We start from the raw sequence: 3063 nt of genomic DNA, 5'->3' as shown, positions 1-3063 counted from the left end.
GGGCCGGCGTCGGCTGGGTCGTCCCGGCCGGGAAGACGCTGCGGCCCACCACCCGGCCGGTGCCGGGCGCGGTCTGCCTGCCCGGGCCCGAGCGGCTGGTGGCGCTCCAGCGGGTGATGCGGCACGCGCTCGCCCTGCGGGTGTACGGGCCGGTGGCGGCGGGGGAGCCGACCGCCTCGGCCTGGGAGGCGGTGCTGCCCGGAATGCGGCTGACCCTGACGCTGTCGCCGAACGCCTCCCGGGGCTTCTCCGGCGAGGGCGGGGTGCTCGACTCGCTCGCCACCCAGACGGCCGAGCGGGACGCCGAGCTGATCGCGGTGCTGCTCGCCTGGGAGCCCCGGATCGAGGTCGGGGACCTCGCCGCGCAGTCCGGGCTGAGCCCCGAGCGGGTCCGTGCCGCGCTCACCCGGCTGGGCACCGCCGGGCAGATCGGCTACGACACCGCCGAGGCCGCCTACTTCCACCGGCAGCTCCCGTACGACGCCGGGCGGGCCGAGGCGGCCAACCCGCGGCTGCGGGCCGCCCGGGCGCTGGCCGATGCGGGCGCGGTACGGCTGGAGGAGGGCGGGGCGACGGCCGTCGTCACGGTGGACGACCACATCCAGCGGGTGCGGACGGACGAGTCGGGGCGGCTGAGCTGCACCTGCCTGTGGTGGGGCAAGTACCGGGGCGGACGCGGGCCGTGCAAGCACGCGCTGGCGGTGGGGATGGTGCGGGAGTCGGCCGCCGGGGCGACGGAGGCGAAGGGGGCCGGAGCGTGACCACGACGGCTGCCGACCGGCAGGGGCCGGTCGGCGAACTGTTGACGGCCGTCCGGTCCGGACGGCTGGCGCGGATACCGGAGCTGCTGGCCGCCCTGGACGCGGCCCAGCGACGGGCCTGCCTGCCCGCCCTCAAGGAGCTTCGCAAGGAGCTGCGCCAGGACTGGTCGCGGGAGAGGGCCGAGATCAGCGCCAGGCTGCTGGTGGCCGGGGTCGGCTGCCACGCCGGCCCGGCCGGCGCCGCCACCTGGCTGGCCGGCAGTGACTTCAGCTCCCGGAACTGGGCCCGGAACTCGGTGCTGCACCAGGTCGTCGAGGCACAGCCGGTGGAGTGGCAGGTCGAGGTGGTCACCCGGCTCGCCGCCCGACCGGTGCGCTCCTGGGGTTCGTCGATGTACCCGGTGATGGAGGCCGTGGTCCGGCGCACCGGCTGCGAGGTGCCGCGCGGCGAGGCCTTCGTCCGGGGCTGGATGGACCGCACCAACGACCTGGGCGGCGCGCGTCCCACGCTGGCCGAGAAGCTGCGCGAGGACGCCTTCACCCCGGTGCTGGTGCCCGAGCTGTTCGAACTCGCGGACATCGGCTGGCCGCTGACGTTCCGGCTCAGCCCGCGCCCCGGCGACGTCTGGACGGAGGCGATCGGCGAACTGGTGGCGGCCGGCGTGGTGGACCGGACCGAGGTGCTCGACCGCTGCCTGGCCCGGCTGCTGCGCGGCGGCAAGCCGGCCGACCAGCGGGCGTTCCTGGAGGTGCTGCGGGCGCTCGATCCGACGCCCGAGGAGTACGCGGCCCGGGTGCGCGACGTGGTGGCGCTGCTGGACGGCTCGTCGGTGCTCGCCGGGCACGCCCAGGCGGTGCTCGCCGGGCTGGACGAGGCCGGGCTGATCGAGCCCGAGGTGCTCACCGAGGCCTCGGCGGTCGTGCTGTTCCGGAGCGAGAAGAAGCTGGTCCGCGCCCAGCTGGCCTGGCTGGAGAGGGCCGCCCGGCGCGCGCCCGAGCGCTCCGGCCCGGTGGTGCTGGCTGCGGCCGAGGCCTTCGGGCACCCGGACGCGGCCGTCCAGGAGCGGGCGCTGAACGTGGTGGCCCGCCACCTGAAGGCGGCGGGGGAGGCGGCGGTGGCGGAGCTGCGGGTCGCCGCCGAGACGCTGAACCCGGTCCACCACCAGCGCGCGGGCGAGCTCTTCGGCGCGCCGGTCGGCGGTGACGAGGACGACCCGGACACCGGGTGGAACGAACTCCTCCCGCCGGCCCCCGAACCGCGTCCGCTCGGCGCGCCGATCGGCTCGGCGGCCGAGCTCGCGGAGGAGCTGTCCGCCCTGCTGGCCTCGCGCGAGCCCGGTGTGGCGGCCTTCGAGCGGGTGCTGGATGGGCTGGTCCGGCTGACCCACCTGGATCGGAAGGCCCTGGCCGAGGCGGTGGAGCCGGTCCGCCGGGTGCACCCGTGGCGCGGCACCGGCAGCTGGGGGGACTGCACCCCCCGGGACATCCTCTACGTGGTGGCCGCGGTGGCCGGCGAGACGCCGCCGTGGAAACTGTGGGACTACCTCGCCAAGGGCCGCTCCCCGCTGCGCGGCGCGGGCACCACCGTGCACGGGGCCGTGCTCGCCGTCCGGCTGGAGGAGGCGGCCTGGCAGGTTCTCCAGGCCCGGCTGCCGTACCTGCTGGCCACCCCGACCGACGCCACCGGCGCCCTGGACGCGGCCGTCCTGGTCGAGCGGATCGCCGGGTACGAGGCGGCGGACGTCACGCCGGGGAAGGCCGACCTGTCCCAGGCCCTGTTGCGGGTCGGCCCGGCCACCGACGAGACGGTGCTGAAGGCCGCCGACGCGCTCACCTCCCCGGCCGGGCGCCGGCTGGCGCACTGGCTGCACACCGGCGGCCTGCCCGGGCAGCCCTCCGAGCGGGTGCTGTTCGCGCCCGGCAGGGGGCTGCGGCGCGCCAACGTGTACGGGGACCGCTGGTGGGAGGAGATCGAGCGGATCGCCGTCGCCCAGCCGGGCATCGGCGCCGGGCCGAAGGGGCCGGACGGCGAGCGGCTCACGGCCGAGCTGCGGGCGCTGCTGGACGGCACCGAGCCCAGCGTGGCCCGGGCCCGCAAGGTGTACGACTGGAGCCGGCGGGCCGTCGACCACTGGTTCGCGATGCTCCCCTGGCACCGGGAGGAGCTGGCCGCGCGCTGGCTCGACCCCTTCGCCGAGTGCGCCGACCGGGACGAGCGCGGCGCCGCCCGCTACCTGCCGCTGCTCGCCGAGGCCGGCGGTCCGGCCGGGCTCGCGCTGCACCTGGCGCTGGAGTACGGCCT

Annotated in this window: 2 protein-coding genes; both read left to right on the top strand. The window is 77.2% G+C overall.

Features of this window, described 5'->3' with window-relative positions:
• Positions 1–761: SWIM zinc finger family protein (locus KS423_RS42210; protein WP_224285011.1), on the top strand; the 761-nt coding region annotated here is incomplete at its 5' end.
• A partial coding sequence (locus tag KS423_RS42205) for a DUF6493 family protein (protein ID WP_224285010.1) occupies positions 758–3063 on the top strand: 2306 nt, incomplete at its 3' end. The genes KS423_RS42210 and KS423_RS42205, both read left to right, overlap by 4 nt.

Origin of the sequence: Streptomyces sp. LS1784, from assembly GCF_020103755.1 — a bacterium.
In the GTDB taxonomy this organism is placed as follows: domain Bacteria; phylum Actinomycetota; class Actinomycetes; order Streptomycetales; family Streptomycetaceae; genus Kitasatospora.
Note: the sequence above shows the minus strand (reverse complement) of the source record. Positions and strands in the feature narration are given on the sequence as shown.